19 protein-coding genes are annotated in these 15,631 nt (G+C 63.4%); 9 read left to right on the top strand and 10 right to left on the bottom strand.

Translation table 11 applies throughout. The features are described 5' to 3' along the window. Positions 1-17 precede the first annotated feature (17 nt). Complete coding sequence (locus GW587_RS28005; protein ID WP_166108198.1) at positions 18-1,025, bottom strand: LLM class flavin-dependent oxidoreductase; 1,008 nt, start codon at positions 1,023-1,025, stop codon at positions 18-20. A gap of 126 nt (positions 1,026-1,151) precedes the next feature. Here GW587_RS28005 and GW587_RS28000 point away from each other — a divergent pair, with 126 nt between their 5' ends. Further along, positions 1,152-1,871, top strand: a complete 720-nt coding sequence (locus tag GW587_RS28000) for a substrate-binding periplasmic protein (RefSeq protein ID WP_166108197.1) — start codon at positions 1,152-1,154, stop codon at positions 1,869-1,871. A 226-nt stretch (positions 1,872-2,097) separates the two neighbouring features. After that, entirely contained in the window at positions 2,098-3,006 is a 909-nt protein-coding gene (locus tag GW587_RS27995; protein ID WP_166108196.1) for a TraB/GumN family protein, read from the top strand. Here GW587_RS27995 and GW587_RS27990 read toward each other — a convergent pair. After that, positions 3,003-3,422, bottom strand: a complete 420-nt coding sequence (locus tag GW587_RS27990; protein WP_166108195.1) for a hypothetical protein — start codon at positions 3,420-3,422, stop codon at positions 3,003-3,005. The genes GW587_RS27995 and GW587_RS27990 overlap by 4 nt on opposite strands. 160 nt (positions 3,423-3,582) lie before the next feature. Between GW587_RS27990 and GW587_RS27985 the strand changes: the two genes are divergently transcribed. Then, on the top strand, positions 3,583-3,831 hold the full coding sequence (locus GW587_RS27985; RefSeq protein WP_166108194.1) for a hypothetical protein: 249 nt from the start codon (positions 3,583-3,585) through the stop codon (positions 3,829-3,831). Here GW587_RS27985 and GW587_RS27980 read toward each other — a convergent pair. Both GW587_RS27980 and GW587_RS27975 read right to left on the bottom strand, forming a co-directional pair. Further along, positions 3,785-4,177 (bottom strand): VanZ family protein, encoded by a 393-nt coding sequence (locus GW587_RS27980; RefSeq protein WP_166108193.1) that lies wholly within the window; start codon positions 4,175-4,177, stop codon positions 3,785-3,787. The genes GW587_RS27985 and GW587_RS27980 overlap by 47 nt on opposite strands. Before the next feature lie 312 nt (positions 4,178-4,489). Beyond that, the gene (locus GW587_RS27975; protein WP_166108192.1) at positions 4,490-5,251 is read right to left on the bottom strand and encodes an SDR family NAD(P)-dependent oxidoreductase; all 762 of its coding nucleotides are present in this window, start codon (positions 5,249-5,251) and stop codon (positions 4,490-4,492) included. Between the two features lie 94 nt (positions 5,252-5,345). On the opposite strand from GW587_RS27975, the gene pyrF reads away from it, so the two are divergent. Further along, entirely contained in the window at positions 5,346-6,167 is an 822-nt protein-coding gene (gene pyrF / locus GW587_RS27970) for an orotidine-5'-phosphate decarboxylase (RefSeq protein WP_166108191.1), read from the top strand. A gap of 75 nt (positions 6,168-6,242) precedes the next feature. On the opposite strand, the gene sbcB is transcribed toward pyrF, so the two are convergent. After that, positions 6,243-7,685, bottom strand: coding sequence for an exodeoxyribonuclease I (gene sbcB / locus GW587_RS27965; protein ID WP_166108190.1), 1,443 nt, complete (start codon positions 7,683-7,685; stop codon positions 6,243-6,245). A 76-nt stretch (positions 7,686-7,761) separates the two neighbouring features. Between sbcB and GW587_RS27960 the strand changes: the two genes are divergently transcribed. Next, positions 7,762-8,334 (top strand): DUF5610 domain-containing protein, encoded by a 573-nt coding sequence (locus GW587_RS27960; RefSeq protein ID WP_166108189.1) that lies wholly within the window; start codon positions 7,762-7,764, stop codon positions 8,332-8,334. 5 nt (positions 8,335-8,339) lie between these two features. Here the strand turns inward: GW587_RS27960 and GW587_RS27955 are convergent, their stop codons facing one another. After that, the gene (locus tag GW587_RS27955; RefSeq protein ID WP_166108188.1) at positions 8,340-9,311 is read right to left on the bottom strand and encodes a GGDEF domain-containing protein; all 972 of its coding nucleotides are present in this window, start codon (positions 9,309-9,311) and stop codon (positions 8,340-8,342) included. A 176-nt stretch (positions 9,312-9,487) separates the two neighbouring features. Between GW587_RS27955 and GW587_RS27950 the strand changes: the two genes are divergently transcribed. After that, positions 9,488-10,267: a helical backbone metal receptor gene (locus tag GW587_RS27950; protein WP_166108187.1), complete on the top strand. Its 780-nt coding sequence runs from the start codon at positions 9,488-9,490 to the stop codon at positions 10,265-10,267. A 16-nt stretch (positions 10,268-10,283) separates the two neighbouring features. Here the strand turns inward: GW587_RS27950 and GW587_RS27945 are convergent, their stop codons facing one another. The 4 genes from GW587_RS27945 to GW587_RS27930 all read right to left on the bottom strand — a co-directional run bounded on the left by GW587_RS27945 (position 10,284) and on the right by GW587_RS27930 (position 13,694). Continuing rightward, positions 10,284-10,649: an HPF/RaiA family ribosome-associated protein gene (locus tag GW587_RS27945; protein WP_166108186.1), complete on the bottom strand. Its 366-nt coding sequence runs from the start codon at positions 10,647-10,649 to the stop codon at positions 10,284-10,286. A 70-nt stretch (positions 10,650-10,719) separates the two neighbouring features. After that, on the bottom strand, positions 10,720-11,361 hold the full coding sequence (locus GW587_RS27940) for a DUF1345 domain-containing protein (protein ID WP_166108185.1): 642 nt from the start codon (positions 11,359-11,361) through the stop codon (positions 10,720-10,722). Then, a complete protein-coding gene (locus GW587_RS27935; RefSeq protein ID WP_166108184.1) occupies positions 11,361-12,605 on the bottom strand; it encodes an MFS transporter in 1,245 nt (414 codons plus the stop codon). Before GW587_RS27935 ends, GW587_RS27940 begins: the two co-directional genes overlap by 1 nt. 63 nt (positions 12,606-12,668) lie before the next feature. After that, a complete protein-coding gene (locus GW587_RS27930) occupies positions 12,669-13,694 on the bottom strand; it encodes a CDP-6-deoxy-delta-3,4-glucoseen reductase (protein ID WP_166108183.1) in 1,026 nt (341 codons plus the stop codon). Between the two features lie 11 nt (positions 13,695-13,705). Between GW587_RS27930 and GW587_RS27925 the strand changes: the two genes are divergently transcribed. The 3 genes from GW587_RS27925 to GW587_RS27915 all read left to right on the top strand — a co-directional run bounded on the left by GW587_RS27925 (position 13,706) and on the right by GW587_RS27915 (position 15,461). Beyond that, complete coding sequence (locus GW587_RS27925; RefSeq protein WP_166108182.1) at positions 13,706-14,590, top strand: NAD-dependent epimerase/dehydratase family protein; 885 nt, start codon at positions 13,706-13,708, stop codon at positions 14,588-14,590. A gap of 147 nt (positions 14,591-14,737) precedes the next feature. Further along, positions 14,738-14,962, top strand: a complete 225-nt coding sequence (locus GW587_RS27920; protein ID WP_166108181.1) for a hypothetical protein — start codon at positions 14,738-14,740, stop codon at positions 14,960-14,962. Between the two features lie 259 nt (positions 14,963-15,221). Next, entirely contained in the window at positions 15,222-15,461 is a 240-nt protein-coding gene (locus tag GW587_RS27915; protein ID WP_008445950.1) for a hypothetical protein, read from the top strand. The last annotated feature ends 170 nt before the right edge of the window (positions 15,462-15,631 follow it).

Genomic DNA, 15,631 nt, shown 5'->3' with positions numbered 1-15,631 from the left:
GTCGTCGCCGTTTTTGTCTACAGCCCCGCTTGCGCGCGGGTCAGCGATTGCCGCACGTCGGCGGTGATTTCGTATGAACGCAGCCGCTGCGCGTGCTCGAAGATCTGCGAGGTGATCATCAGTTCGTCGGCGCCGGTGCGGGTGATGAATTCCTGCAGCTGGCGCTGCACCGTTTCCGGCGAGCCCATCGCGGTGCACGACAGCACCGAGTCCAGCATCGCGCGCTCCGGCGGCGGCAGCGATTCCAGGTAGCCGGCCTTCGGCGGCGGCAGCTGCGACGGCTTGCCGGTGCGCAGGTTGACGAAGGCTTGCTGCATCGAGGTGGCGCGGAAGCGCGCTTCTTCATCGGTGTCGGCGGCGAAGACGTTGAAGCCGAGCATGACGTGCGGCTTGTCCAGCTGCGCCGACGGTTGGAAGTTGCTGCGATAAATCGAGATCGCCTGCTGCATCATCTGCGGCGCGAAATGCGAGGCGAAGGCGAACGGCAGCCCCAGGTGCGCGGCCAGCTGCGCGCCGAAGGTGCTGGAGCCGAGGATCCACAGCGGCACCTTGGCGCCCTTGCCGGGCACGGCCAGCACGCGCTGGCGCGGCGCGTCGGACATATAGTCCTGCAATTCCAGCACGTCCTGCGGGAAGGCGTCGGCGTCGGTTTCCAGCGTGCGGCGCAGCGCGCGCGCGGTGGTCTGGTCGGAGCCGGGGGCGCGGCCGAGGCCGAGGTCGATGCGGCCAGGGTACAGCGCTTCGAGCGTGCCGAACTGTTCGGCGATCACCAGCGGCGCGTGGTTCGGCAGCATGATGCCGCCGGCGCCGACGCGGATGGTCGAGGTGCCGCCGGCCACGTGCGCCATCACCACGGCGGTGGCCGCGCTGGCGATGCCGGGCATGCCGTGGTGTTCGGCCAGCCAGTAGCGCTGGTAGCCCCAGCGTTCACCGTGCTGTGCCAGGTCGAGCGTGTGGCGGAACGAGGCGGAAGCGTTGCTGCCTTCGGCGATCGGGGAGAGGTCGAGTATGGAAAATGGAATCATGGGTGGTATATCAGGCCGCTCAAACGTTAATCAATGAAGCCCATGGAGAGGGTGTGGGTATAATCTTTCCATATGGTGAGAGAAGCATACACAGATTGGACGATACGCGCTGGCAGGGGCCTGCTTGTGGGCATGCTGGCCTTGGGCCTGGGATCGGCCGCGGCCGCGCAGAAGCCGGCGCCGCTGGTGGTGTTGGTCGACACCGGCACCGAGATGCCGATGGCGCTGTTCCGCGACGGCCGGCTGGTCGCCGGCATGCACCAGGACCTGGGCGTGGCGCTGGCCGGCAAGCTGGGACGCGGGGCGACCTTCCTGCCGCTGCCGCGCAAGCGCATCGCGCTGGCGCTGGAGTCCGGCCAGGCCGACCTGATCTGCCTGTACCTTCCGCCCTGGCTGCCGGGCGCGACGCAATGGAGCCGGGGCTTCTTTCCGATGACCGAGGTGGTGGTCAGCGATACCTCGGTGCCGCAGCCGCGCCGGCTCAAGGACCTCAGCGGCCAGCCGGTGGCGACGGTGCTGGGTTATTACTATCCCGAGTTGGAGCAGGCGATGGGTGCGGGATTTATCCGCGACGACGGCCATTCCTCGTCCGGCAATCTGCGCAAGATGGCGGCCGGTCGCTTGCATCATGCGATAACCCAGCAAAGCACGCTGGATTATTATCTGAAGGTCGGCGAGAAACTGTCGCTGCATCCGCCGCTGGTGGTCAAGACCTATATGGCGCAGTGCGCCGTCTCGCCGCGCGGCCAGGTCGGTCTCGCCGAGGTGAACAAGGCGATTTCCGGCGTGGTCAAGGACGGCGAACTGGCCCGGATCATCGCCTCTTATCAAACCCGCTTAAAATAACCGTGTTAAGTCGATAATATATTTATATTTCGTCAGTATTTTTATTATCCACCTGCTACTTAACTGTGTTTATTTCGCCGCCATTCCGGCCGATATTCAAAAATAGTTTTCCCGCCGCGTTATCCTGATTTACTATTGGAAACGGATGAGCAACCAGCTTCATCCACTCCATATTCCATTATTAATATTAATCCGATGGCATTCGCCGCCATCGTCGGGATTTCGCATGCCTTCGAAACTTGCCATATTGTTTGCCTTGTTGATCAGCTGCTGCCAGGCCGTCTTTGCCGCCGGCGTCAACGAGGGGGCGACCCAGCATCGCGGCCAGCTGTACCGCGTCACGCACGACGGCAAGACCAGCTATTTGTTCGGCACCATCCACGTCGGCCGCGACGGCGTCTATCCGCTGGATCCGGTGGTGTCGCGCGCGTTGCTCGATTCCAAAGCGCTGGTGATCGAGCTGGACATCCGTGAGAACGCGGCCTTCCAGGTGGCGCTGGCGCGCCACGGCCGCTATGCGGACGGCGACACCATCCAGAACCACCTGAGCCCGGCCGCGATGCAGAAAACCGCGCAGGCGCTGGCGCGCGCCGGCATCTCGCTGGCGTCGGTGCAGCAATACAAGCCGTGGCTGATCGCCAATCTGCTGATGGGCGCCGAGCTGGACCTGCACGGCTTCCAGCGCAGCCAGGCGGTGGAGTACGCGTTGCTGGCCGCCGCGCAAAAACAGGAGAAGACCGTGCGCGAGCTGGAAAGCGCCGATTATCAGCTGAGCTTGTTCGATAGCCTGGACGAGCGCCAGCAGGAACAATATCTGCTGGAAAACCTGGCCGACCTGGCCGACGGCGATTCGCTGAAACGCTCGCAGGCGCTGATCGATGCCTGGAGCGTCGCCGACCAGCCCGGCATCCACGCCGCCTGGCAGGCCGCCACCAGCGGCGACAGCATTTCCGCCGGCTTCATGAACCGCGTGTTGCTGGGCAAGCGCAACCCCGAGATGGCGGCCAACATCGAACGCATCATGCAGCAGGACCAGGTGGCCTTCGTCGGCGTCGGCCTGCTGCACCTGGTGGGCGCCGACGGCTTGCCGGAGTTGCTCAAGCGGCGCGGCTACCAGGTCGAGCAGCTGTATTAATACGCCATCACCGTGCCGTTCATGTAACGGACACGGTCGCCGACCTTATAGCTCGGCATCGAATCCACCACCACCATCTGGTTGGCGCCGTCGTCGGTGCGGATGGTGACGCGGTAGACCTTGTCGGTCGGCATGCCGGTGCCGCCGCCGACCGCCGCCGCCCCGACCACGCCGACCCCGACATCCTGCCGCTGCAACTGGTCGATCGCCTGCACCACGCCGGCCGATGCCTGCTCGCTGCCGCCGCTGGTGGGCGGCGGGCTGCTGGCGGCCGGCGACATCGTGCTGCTGGTGCTGGCGCCGGCGCTGCTGCCCGGCGACGAGTCGCTGCTTTTGTCCCCGCCCATCCAATCCTTGGCGCAACCCGCCAGAGCGACCACGCACAGTGCTGCCGCCCAATGTTTATTGGTATTCATGTTTTATCTCCAGTCAGTTATAAAAGAAATGCCAGCGATTTCATTCTGACAGGCGCGATCCCGATTTGTTCCCGGGGTCGCAAACGCGATTGACATATATCAATTGAAGCATGCTACTCACACGCAATAATTGTTCGGTATCACTTTATAGGACAGGAATATGTTGACGCGCGATACAGACATGATTATCGAAGAGTTAATCAATTCATCCTGCGGCGAGGCGGCGGACCCGCGCTGCAGGCATTTGCTGTTTCATGCGCTGCATGGTCTGGTGCGCACGGCTCAGGCCGAGCAGCTGCGGCGGCTGCGCAGCGACGTGGAGTTGGCCACCGGCGGCGCCGCGCAGATGGCGGCGGGCGGCGTCAGTTTGACGGCTGGATGCGGTAGCGGTTCCACAGGGCCCACATGAAGCCGGCGGTCAGCAGCGCCGCGTTGCAGTCGACCAGCCAGTCGGACACCGCGCCGTGGCGATACGGGAAGAAGCTCTGCACCACTTCGTCCAGCGCGCCCATCAGGGCGATCGTCAGCACCGCCTTGCCGGCGCGCTGCGACGGGCTGCCCTTGCCGCCGGTGAACAGCAGGAAGGTCAGGCCGGCATAGGCCAAGGAATGCAGGATGACGCCGGAGGCGACGTTGCCGATATCCTGGCGCGCGCCGGGAATCGAGCCGAGTACCAGAATCATCAGGTACAGCACGATGGCGGTCCAGTAGCGCAGGCGGGAATGGGATGAGGTGAGCAGCAGTTGTTTGATCATGCGCCAGACAATACCACGCACCGCAAAAATTGGGGAGTGGTGCGCCAGGATCCCGGCGCACCTTTCTTGCGTCATGCCTATCGGTTGCATGTACTCAAGATGTAACCAGTATGCGGAACGAATATGACGACGTGATGACAGTCGCCAAAAAAATGCACAAAAAAAAGCCCGCTGGTGAAAGCGGGCTTAAAACTATTTTCTTGGAGGAGAATAGTGGAGACAGGTGCATTATGCGGTGCGGCAAGATATGTGTCTAATTGTTCTTTCAGATACCAGACATCAGACAGGCGCATAACTCTCCCGAAAGGCCGGTTATTTGACCGGCACCGTGTAGTTCAGCGCCAGTCGGCCGCCGTCGACGTACAGCGTCTGGCCGGTCATGTAGCTGGCGTCGTCGCTGGCGAGGAAGGCGGCGATCGAGGCGACTTCCTCCGGCTCGCCGCAGCGGCCCATCGGCGTGCGCGACAAAATGGTGTGGCGCGATTCCGGGCTGGACATCACGGCCTTCTTCGCCAGCTCGGTCAGGATGGTGCCGGGACCGATGCCGTTGACGCGGATGCCGTGCTCGACCAGGTTCAGCGACATCACCTTGGTCAGCTGGTTGATCGCGCCCTTCGACACCACATACGGCACCTGGTTCGGGATCGCCAGCTCGGCGTTGACGCTGGACATGTTGATGATGCAGCCGCTTTGCTGCTTGACCATCTCGCGCGCCACGGCCTGGCCGCACAGGAACATCGACTTCAGGTTGATGCGCATGACGCGGTCGAAATCCTCTTCGCAGACGTCGAGGAAGTTGGCGGCGTGGGTGACGCCGGCGTTGTTGATCAGGATGTCGATGCGGCCGAATTCCTTGACGGTGGCCGCGACCAGCGCGTCGACGTCGGCCTTCTGGCTGACGTCGGCGGTGAAGAAGCGCGCCTGCCCGCCCAGCGCGGCGGCGGCGTCGGCGCCTTCCGGCTTGATGTCGACCAGCATCACCTTGGCGCCCTCGGCGATCAGGCGTTGGGCGCAGGCCAAGCCTATGCCTTGGGTGGCGCCGGTCACGATCGCGACTTTTTGGGATAATTTCATAGGAATCTGCTTTCTGAGGAGAGAGGACAAATTTTAACAGCCCATGGCGGGCGCGTTACAATAGAGGGTTTGCATTATTCTTTAAGGGTGCGTCGTGACTTTCATCAACAAATTATCCGCCGCATGGACGGCCAACGACTCCCTGCTGTGCGTGGGCCTGGACCCGGACATGGCCAAGCTGCCGGCCCGGTTCCAGAGCGACCCGCAAGGCATTTACCATTTCTGCCGCGAGATCATCGACGCGACCGCCGACCTGGCGTGCGCGTTCAAGCCGCAGATCGCCTACTTCGCCGCGCTCGGCGCGGAAGGCCAGCTGGAACAAATCTGCGCCTATGCGCGCGAGCACTATCCGCACATTCCGCTGATCCTGGACGCCAAGCGCGGCGACATCGGCGCCACCGCGCGCCAGTACGCGCGCGAAGCCTACGACCGCTACGGCGCCGACGCGGTGACCGTCAGCCCGTACATGGGCTCGGATTCGGTGGAGCCGTACATGGAGTGGAGCGATCGCGGCATCATCGTGTTGTGCCGCACTTCGAACGCGGGCGGTTCGGATCTGCAGTTCCTGAATGTCGACGGCAAGCCGCTGTATCAGCATGTGGCGCGGCTGGTGGCGGAGAAGTGGAACGGCAACGGCCAGTGCGCGCTGGTGGTCGGGGCGACCTTCCCGGAGGAGCTGGCGCAGGTGCGCGCCATCGTCGGCGACATGCCGCTGCTGGTGCCTGGCATCGGCGCGCAGGGCGGCGATATCGCGGCCACCGTCAAGTCGGGCAGGACGGCGGCGGGCAGCGGCATGATGATCAACTCGTCGCGCGCGATTTTGTACGCGACGCCGCAGGCGGGTGAGGACTTCGCCAGCGCCGCGCGCCGCGTCGCCGAGGAAACCCGCGACGCCATCAACGCCCATCGCGCCTGATTGAGTGTTACCCCGCAGCCCGGATGCCGGGGTCGGACCCGAAGGGTCCGACCCCCTTCGGCCGCAGTGCGGGTTTTAGTGCGCGGGGGCGATTAGTTCCACATACTCGTACAGTTCGGCCAGGATCTGTTCGGCGCGTTCGTCGGCATCCTGTTGCAGATGGTCGATCTCGCCGAAGAACTGGTCGATGCTGCGCGCGCCGCCGGCGCCTTCGTAGAAGCGCGCCGCGCGGTGCTGCTCCCAATGTTCCAGCTCGCCTTCGTTCAGCGTCTCCGGGAAATTGCGCGCGCGGTAGCGGAACAGCAGTTCCAGCAGGCGCGGATCGTCGAACGATGGCGATGCCGTTGCCAGCTTGGCCGGCGTCTCCTTGCGCAGCGATTCCAGCAGGCGCCGGTCTTCCTTGCCGACGAAGCCGTTGTACAAATCCTCGTCGACATCCAGCTCGGCGCCGGCCGGGCGGTGGAACACCTGCTCCCACACGATATCCATGTTGCGGCCGGCGGCGGCCAGCGCGGCGTGGGCCTTGGCCTGCTCCAGGTCGATGCCCCACTTGGCGGCCATCGCCGGCGACAGCGTCTTCAGGTTGGACACCAGCATCGGCGACTTGTTCAGGTGCACGCTCTTGACCGGCAGTCGGGTCATGCCTTCGGGTAGCGCGTCGGACCGGCTGAAGATGCGGGTGCGGATGGTGTCCGCGTCCAGCGTGAACAGCTCGCTCGGATCGTAGGTGCAATCCCAGACGATGACTTCGTTCTTGTTGGTCGGATGCGTCGCCAGCGGCCACACCAGCGCGATGCAGCCGCGCTCGGCCGGGAACATGCCGGATACATGCAGGAACGGCGCCCGCAGGTTGGGCGCCAGGTGCATGCCGATCTCGTCGGCCACGCGATCCTTCTTGTGCAGCGCGAAACAGAAGTCGAACAGCTTCGGCTGCTTTTGCTTGATCAGCCGCGCCAGCGCGATGGTGGCGCGTACGTCGGACAGCGCGTCGTGCGCCGCTTCGTGCAGCAGGCCGTTGGCCTTGGCCAGGTCTTCCAGCCGGAAGCTCGGCTTGCCGTCCGGCTTGACCGGCCATTCGATCCCTTCCGGGCGCAGCGCGTAGGTCATGCGCACCACGTCCAGCAGATCCCAGCGGCCGCACTGGTTTTGCCATTCGCGCGCGTACGGGTCGATCAGGTTGCGCCAGAACATGAAGCGGGTGATCTCGTCGTCGAAGCGGATGGTGTTGTAACCGACGCCGATCGTGCCCGGCTTGGAGAACGCTTGCTCGATGCTGTTTGCGAATTTGTGCTCCGGCACGCCCCATTCCAGGCATTGCTGAGGGGTAATGCCGGTGATCAGGCAGGATTGCGGATCGGGCAGGAAATCATTAGCAGGTTTGCAATAAACCATGATCGGATCGCCGATCTCGTTCAGATCGGCGTCGGTGCGGATCGCGGCGAATTGCGCCGGGCGATCGCGGCGCGCCTGGGCGCCGAAAGTTTCGTAGTCGTGCCAGAGAAAAGTCTGTGTTGTCATAGGGGAGTCGTCAAGGGTGCTACAGTTATTCGTAAACCTGCCGATAATTCATAGATACATTCCACAGGAGCACATCATGGCTACTCCCGTATCGGTTACATCGAGCACTACAGGGTCGGCCGCACCGGTCCAGCCCAAGGACGATAGCACGGTGTCCCCCTTGGTCAAAGCCAAGTCGCAATTCAACGCGGCCATCATCCAGGCTTCCTTGACGGTATCGTTGAATTCCTCCAACGAACCGCTGTCGCTGGTGCTGAAGACCGCGCTGACCGGCATTAATGAAGAGCTCAAGGGTGATTACGGCGACAATGCCATCCAGAACGCCGCGTCGCAGGACAATACGCCGGAAGGCACCGCGAGCCGCATTGTAGCGCTGTCGACCGGATTTTACGATGCGTTCAAACGCCAGCATCCGGGCGAGGACGAGGGCGAGGTGCTCAACAAGTTCGTCGAGACGCTGCAGAAGGGCGTGGACAAGGGCTTCAAGGAGGCGCGCCAGGTGCTCGACAGCCTGAAAGTGCTCAACGGCGACATATCCAGCAACATCGACAAGACCTACGACCTGGTAAAGCAGGGCTATGCCGACTTTATCGCCGCGCACCAGCCGAAGCCGGCCGAGGCGGCGGAGACGGCCGACACGGCCGCCTGACGCGGCTACTGGCTGGCCACGCGGTTGCGGCCCTCTTCCTTGGCGCGATAGAGCGCCGCGTCGGCGACGGCGATCAGATCCTGCTCATTCTGCTGCGGCTGCAAGGTCGCGACCCCGAACGAGGCGGTGATGTGCGGCAGCGGCAAGCGCATGTCGCCGAACACCGTGGCCTGCTGCATGCGCTCGCACAGGCGCTCGGCCACCGCCACCGCGACCTTGTCGCTGGTATCCGGCAACAGCACCATCATTTCCTCGCCGCCGTAACGCACCGCGAAATCGGTGGGCCGCAAGGCGCCGCTCAGCACCTGCGCCGCCGTGCGCAGCGCCTGGTCGCCGGCCAGGTGGCCGTGCGAGTCGTTGAATCGCTTGAAGTGGTCGAGATCGATCATGATCAGCGCCAGCGGCGCGTTCGAGCCGTGCGCGGTGCTGACCATGGTCGGCAGCAGGTCGTTGAGCCAGGCGCGGTTGTACAGCCCGGTCAGGCCGTCGATCATCGACAACTGACGGTAGAACTCGCCCAGCTTCTGGCGCCGCCGCAGTTGCGCGTTGGCGGCGCGGATGCGGAAGGACAGCAGCCGCAGCAGGTTGCGCGCCAGCGCGTTGGATTCATCGATCAGTTTCCATACCAGGTCGGCCTCGATCACCAGCAGTTCGCTGTCATCCAGCGCGGTGATGCTCGACAGATTGGCTTCCTCGTCCAGCACCGATTGCTCGCCGATGCTTTCGCCCGGCAGGATCTTGCTGACGGTGCCGTCGGCCATGCCGGTGCGGGTGTCGGTGGCGACCGACAGCGCGCCGCGCAGCACGATGTACAGGTGGGCGCGGTTCGATTCGGTCACCGCCTCGTCGGCCTTCAGCCGCATCACGGGACAATTCGCCAGCAGCTTGGCGATGGCGGCGTCGTCATCCGAGTTGCGCAGCAGTTGCAAGTCGCTGATCCGGTAGCTCGACGAGCCGAAAGTGCTGATCTGTTTCAAGGTGGTCTTCCGCGTGCCAAAAAGCAATTAATAGTTCTTTCTTTTTATCATAGCCGAAACGAAGCTTGCCGGCCACGCATTGTCCGGGACAAGGTGTGTAAATTTCCCACAGCTTCTTGTTGCGCTATGTATCGGCGGATGCTTCAATACCGGCTCCGCAACCAAGAGAACATCCCATGGCTTACACCGACGCGCTGGGCACCGAGCATGCGGCCGATCCGCAGGCGCGCATCGTTTCGCTGGTGCCGTCGATCACCGAATTGTTGTGCGACCTCGGCCTGGCAGGACAGATCGTCGGCCGCACCGGCTTCTGCATCCATCCGGCCGACACGGTGGCGGCGATTCCCAAGGTCGGCGGCACCAAGGATGTGAACATCGACAAGATCCGCAAGCTGGCGCCGACGCATCTGGTGGTGAATATCGACGAGAACGAAAAGCCGACCGCCGATCTGCTGGCCGAATTCATCCCCAACATCGTGGTCACGCATCCGATCCGGCCGCGCGACAATCTGGAGCTGGCGCGCCTGATGGGCGGCGTGTTCTGCCGCGAACGGCAGGCGGCCGACTGGTGCGCGGCCTTCGAGGCGGAATACGCGTTGCTGCAAGCCGCGCCCAAGGGGCCGCCGCAGACCATGTTGTACTGCATCTGGCAGGATCCGTGGATGACGATTTCGCGCGACACTTATATTGCCCGCATGCTGGAGGAAATCGGTTGGAGCGTGCCGGATCTGGGCGAGGTGCGTTACCCGCCATTTTCGTGGTCGTCGGAATTGATCGCCGGCGTCGATGGCGTGCTGCTGTCGAGCGAACCGTATCGTTTCACCGAGGCGCACGCGGATGCGCTGGAAAAGCAGATCGGCAAGCCGGTGCTGCTGGTCGACGGGGAGATGCTGTCGTGGTACGGCAGCCGCTCGGTGCGTGGGCTGGCGTATTTGCGGGAGCTGGCTGGACGCTAGCTCCCGCTCCTGTGCCTTACTCTTCTTCGTCGGCTACGACCGGCACGTCGTCGTTGGCGTGACGCTTGTCCTTGTCGTGCAGGCGTCCCAGCGCGCTGTCGATGGCGCGTTTCAGTTTGTCGGCGGAACCGCCGATGGCTTGATGCAGCGTGGCGGCGTGATCGCTGACGGCGATCGGTTTGTAGCCGGTGACGCGGGCTTCCATCAGGCAGCGGTTGTCGCCGTCGGCCGATTTCTGGCCCAGGTTGTCGCTCAGGTGGACTTCGACGCTGGTGATCTGTTCACCGAAGCGGTGGAGGGCATTGCTCACGACGGATTGCACATGTTGGTCGAGACTTGCATGGCGATCGATGGTTTTGTCGGCATTGATATTGATTTGCATACGCTTGCTCCTCTTTTGTTGAACTGCGAAACAATATTACTCCTTTTCGCCTTAGGTTCTCGTTAAGTACCTAACCATTGATGAGCGACGCGGCAATATTGATCGATAAACCGAGGATGGCCAGGTTGTAGAAGAAGCACAGCACCGACTGCCCCAGCACCACCTTGCGCAGGCTGCGGCTGCGCACCGCCACGTCGGAGGTCTGCAACGCGACCGAGATGGTGAACGAGAAATACAGGAAGTCCCAGTAATTAGGCTGCAGGCTGCGGTCGGGGAAGTCCAGCGGCGGTTCGGCGGTCTCGTTTTCGTAGTACAGGTGGGCGTAGTGCGAGCAGAACATCGTGCCGAGCATGAACCAGGAACCGGTCAGCGTCAGCACCACGAAGGCGTAGTGGCTCTTCGCGCCGCCCTGCGACAGTTGCGACACGATGGCGACCAGGCTGATCATCACCGCCAGCGACAAGGTGGCCAGGATCACCGGGCCGCGTTCGTCCTGCTTGCGGGCGGCGCGGCGGATGTCGTGGTGGTCGGCGCGCAGCATCATCACCGCCATCGTCACCAGATAGGTCCACACCGTCACATCCCACGCCGTCAGCAGGCGCGCCAGCCACGGCCACTCGCCGGGCAGCAAAGGCCAGGCCAGCGCGCCGAGCACGACGGCGACGCTGAGGTGGGGGCGGCTGTGCAGGATGCCGGGCAGCGGTAATTTCATCAGGTATCTTTTTTCGGGTCGTGCGGGAAGCGGTCCATGCGCGACAATACAGGAAACAGCAGCGCCCACGCGCCCGTTACCGCCAGCGTCGCGGCGCCGCCGAACAGCACCGCGCGCGTCAGGCCCATCCAGCCGGCGGTGATGCCGGACTCGAATTCGCCCAGCTCGTTGGAGGCGCCGATGAACACCGAGTTGACCGCGCTGACGCGGCCGCGGATTTCGTCCGGGGTTTCGTACTGCACCAGCAGGTGGCGCACGTAGACGCTGATCATGTCGCCGGCGCCCATCAGGAACAGGGCCACCAGCGCCACCAGGAAGGTCGAGGTCGACCCGAGCACCAGCGTGCCGACGCCGAACACCGCCACGCCGCCCAGCATCCACAGTCCGACCCGGCGCGTGATCGGGAAGAAGGCCAGCGCGATCGAGCACAGGGCGGCGCCGGCGCCGGGCGCGGTGCGCAGCATGCCGAGGCCGCTCGGGCCGATGTGCAGCACATCGTGCGCCAGCGCCGGCAGCAGCGCGGTGGCGCCGCCGAACAGCACGGCGAACAGATCGAGCGAGATGGCGCCCAGCACCACCGGCTTGGACCAGACGAAGCGCAAGCCCTCAAGCACCGTGTGCCACGAGGCCGGGCCGCTGGCGCTGGCCTGCTTGACCGACTTGACCAGGCACATCAGCACCACGGCGGACACCAGCAGCGCGGTGGAAATCATATACACGGTTTTCGGTCCGGCCAGGTAGAACAGGCCGCCCAGCGTCGGTCCGAGGATCACGGCGACGTGGAAGCTGGACGAACTCAGCGCCACGGCCTTGCTGAAGCTTTCCTGCGGCACCAGGTTGACCAGGATCGCCTGCGTGGCCGGTCCCATGAAGGCGCGCGCGCTGCCGTACACCACCAGCACCGCGAACACCGGCCACACCGCCGTCAGTCCGGTGTAGGTGAAGCCGAGCAGCATCAGCCCGCACAGCAGCTGCGCGCCGAGCGCCAGCGCGATCAGGTTGCGGCGGTCGTAGCGGTCGGCGGCGTGGCCGGCGATCAGGATCAGCAGCAGGAAGGGCGCGAATTGCGCCAGGCCGATCAGGCCCAGGTCGAACAGATTGTGCGTCATCGAATAGACTTGCCAGCCGATCGCGACGTTTTGCATTTGCACCGCCAGGGTGGCGAGGGTGCGGGCGGTGAGGTAGAGAGTGAAGTTGCGGTGGCGCAGGACGCTGAAACCGTTGCTGGAGATGCTGTCGGACATTGGGGCTTTCGGAGGGAGCGGCGCCTGGGACTCCGCATCCCCGTCCGCTCCCGGTGGATGGAATTACTTGTTGATGTCGGCTTCTGTGGTGAAGGCGTCGGCGAAGAACTCGTCTTCCGGCAAACCGCACAGCGCGGCGAAATCGCGCTTGGCCGATTCCACCATCAGCGGCGCGCCGCAGGCGTAGACCTGGTGGCCGGACAGGTCCGGCAGGTCGGCCATGACGGCGGCGTGGACGAAGCCGGTGCGGCCGCGCCAGTTTTCTTCCGGCAGCGCGGCCGAGATCACCGGCACATAGGTGAAGTTCGGCAGGATCGCTTCCCACTGGCGGCACAGCGCGTCCATGTACAAGTCCTGCGGGCGGCGGCCGCCCCAGTACAGCGTCATCGGGCGGGTCGAGTTCTGCGCGCGCAGGTGCTCGACGATGGCCTTGATCGGCGCGAAGCCGGTGCCGGAGGCCAGCAGCACCATCGGCTTGTCGCTGTCCTCGCGCACGAAGAAGGTGCCCATCGGGCCTTCGAAGCGCAGGATGTCGCGCTCCTTCATGGTGGAGAACACCTGGTCGGTGAACAGGCCGCCCGGCATATGGCGGATGTGCAGCGCCAGCGGCTGGTCCTGGTCCGGCGGCGAAGCCAGGCTGTAGCTGCGGCGCTTGCCGTCGCGCAGCATGAATTCGATGTACTGGCCGGCGCGGAATTTCAGCGTCTCGTTGGCCGGTAGCTGCAAGGTCATGACCACCACGTCCGGCGCGACCTTTTCCAGCGTCGCGACGCGCGACGGCATTTTGCGGATAGGATAGTCGTCGCTGCCGGCCACTTCGCGCGCCTCGATCACCAGGTCTTCATGCGCGATGGCGCAGCAGAACAGCGAATAACCCTTGGCTTCATCTTCCTTGCTCAGCGCGCGTTCCTGGTGCGGCTTGTGCGTCACGGAACCGGAGACCACCTTGCCGCGGCAGGAGCTGCAGGCGCCGTTCTTGCAACCATAGGGCAGGCCGACGCCGGCGCGCATGGCCGCCGCCAGTACGGTTTCGTCTTCCTCGCAGCTGAATTGGTGGCCGCTAGGCTGTACAGTAATTTGAAACGTCATACAATCCTTGAATGAAAAACCTCAATCACAAATTCAACAGGCCGCGCGTGCTGATCGTCGGCTGCGGCGATGTCGGCATGCGGCTGTTGCCGCTGCTCACGCCGCATTTCCGCGTGTTCGCCACCACCAGCCAGCCGTCGCGCCAGGCCGAATTGCGCGCGCTGGGCGCCGTGCCGATCGTGGCCGACCTGGACCAGCCCGCCACGTTGCGCCGCCTGTGCGGGCTGGCGCAGGCGGTGGTGCACCTGGCGCCGCCGCCCGCCGATGGGCTCCTGGACCGCCGCACACGCAATCTGACCGCCATTTTACCTGAGCATGGCCGCATGGTTTATGTCAGCACCACCGGCGTGTATGGCGATTGCGGCGGCGCGCTGTTCGACGAGAGCCGGCCGGTGGCGCCGCGCAACGCCCGCGCGCTGCGCCGGGTCGACGCGGAACGGGTGCTGCGGCGCTGGGCGCGGCGGGCGCAATCGGACCTGGCGATCCTGCGCGTGCCCGGCATTTACGGCGCCGACCGGCTGCCGCTGAAGCGCTTGCAGCTGGGCACCCCGGCACTGATCGAGGCCGACGACGTCTACACCAACCATATCCACGCCGACGACCTGGCCACTATCATCGCGCGGGCGCTGTTCCGCGCGCTGCCGAACCGGGTCTACCACGCGGTCGACGACAGCGACATGAAAATGGCGCAGTATTTCGACGCGGTCGCCGACGCTTTCCGCTTGCCGCGTCCGCCGCGCCTGCCGCGTGCGGAATTACAACAGGTGGTGACGCCGGCCTTGCTGTCGTTCATGTCGGAATCGCGGCGCCTGAGCAACGGCCGCATCAAGCGGGAGCTGGACGTGCGCCTGCGGTATGCGACCGTTGCCGATACGCTACAGGCGCTGACGGCGTAAAGCTTTGTAAAGATGCTAAAAATGAAACTGGTGTAAGCCTGGCGTCGGCGATCTGTGTCAGACTTGTAAGATGACTTGCATGATCTATATCAAGCAAGTCGTTGAACGATACGATATTGTTAGCCATCCCCACCGAGGAGCCCGCGCATGCCAGCCACTTTGCAGCCTACCAAAGAGCAGGTGCGCGCCCATATGCAGCGGCGCCAGCGCGAGTTCGCCTGCCGCCACGGCGGTGAGCAGCCGGACCGCTGCGACGCCGATATCGATCTCTCCACCTCCACCTTGCTCCTCCCAGGCACGATCGCCCAACTCGCCACTTTGCTGGCGGTTGAATGGTGTTTCCTTGCCGCCGGCATCAGCCGTCCAAACTGAACTTTACAAAATTTCGTACCTTTTTTTGCAAGAAATATCTTACTAGCACAAGAAATAGGGGTAAAATCTATCAAAATCTCACAGAAACGTCGGATGAGTTAGCCGTTCGTTAACGTTAACGTGTATTATCTCGACTAAGCACTAAAAACCGGCATAAATGTCTGTGTTTTGTAGTGCTTCACTGGTAATTGAGCTAAAAATTTTTCTTACCCATGTGTCGTTTTTTCGCAAAAGACGGCCACGAACCTACTTAAACATCATGTCTATCAAAGAAATCACCGCGTCGCCCACCTACAATCCGAACCGCGTGCTCGACGCCATCATCGAAAAGCTGCAATTGAAAAACGACGCGGCCCTGTCGCGCGCGCTGGAAGTGGCGCCGCCGGTCATCAGCAAAATCCGTCACAACACGCTGCCGATCGGCGCGACCATCCTGATCCGCATGCACGAAATCAGCGACTTCAGCATTCGCGAACTGCGCGAACTGATGGCCGCCTGATATCGGCGAGCCCCAAAGAAAACGGCGCGTACCTCTCGGTAACGCGCCTTTTTTTTGGTTCATCGCGGATTAGCGGGATGAACCTGTTGTAAACGCAAGAGAGCAGTAAGGAAGAGTTATTGTGTTTGTGCGACCAAACCCAAAACCCAACCCACTGCTCTCATGGCCAA

This window comes from Duganella aceris (assembly GCF_011090165.1).
GTDB classification, from domain to species: Bacteria; Pseudomonadota; Gammaproteobacteria; order Burkholderiales; family Burkholderiaceae_D; genus Rugamonas; species Rugamonas aceris.
The sequence above is the reverse complement of the archived record's forward strand: the minus strand, read 5'-3'. Positions and strand labels throughout refer to the sequence as shown.